Here is a 317-nt window from a genome sequence, read left to right as displayed (position 1 = left end):
ATTCGAACCCCCGCGCGACTCTCGCCGCCTGTCGGTTTTCAAGACCGATCCCTTCAGCCGAACTTGGGTATACCTCCATGAAGGAAAAAATATCTTATTATTATATGTAGCTAAACCATTTCAAAAAAAATGGAGGAGGTAGAGGGATTCGAACCCCCGCGCGATTCTCACCGCCTGTCGGTTTTCAAGACCGATCCCTTCAGCCGAACTTGGGTATACCTCCGAGACATATAATAAATAAAGTGGAGCCTAGCGGGATCGAACCGCTGACCTCCTGCGTGCAAGGCAGGCGCTCTCCCAGCTGAGCTAAGGCCCCA

At 51.4% G+C, this 317-nt stretch carries 2 tRNA genes; both read right to left on the bottom strand.

What is annotated here, in order from left to right:
- Window positions 1-130: 130 nt before the first annotated feature.
- Window positions 131-223: transfer RNA gene (locus DPQ31_RS03815), tRNA-Ser, on the bottom strand.
- A 20-nt stretch (window positions 224-243) separates the two neighbouring features.
- Window positions 244-316: transfer RNA gene (locus DPQ31_RS03810), tRNA-Ala, on the bottom strand.
- Window position 317 lies beyond the last annotated feature (1 nt).

Origin of the sequence: Bacillus sp. COPE52, from assembly GCF_003355115.1 — a bacterium.
Lineage (GTDB): Bacteria > Bacillota > Bacilli > Bacillales > Bacillaceae_G > Bacillus_A > Bacillus_A toyonensis.
Note: the sequence above shows the minus strand (reverse complement) of the source record. Positions and strands in the feature narration are given on the sequence as shown.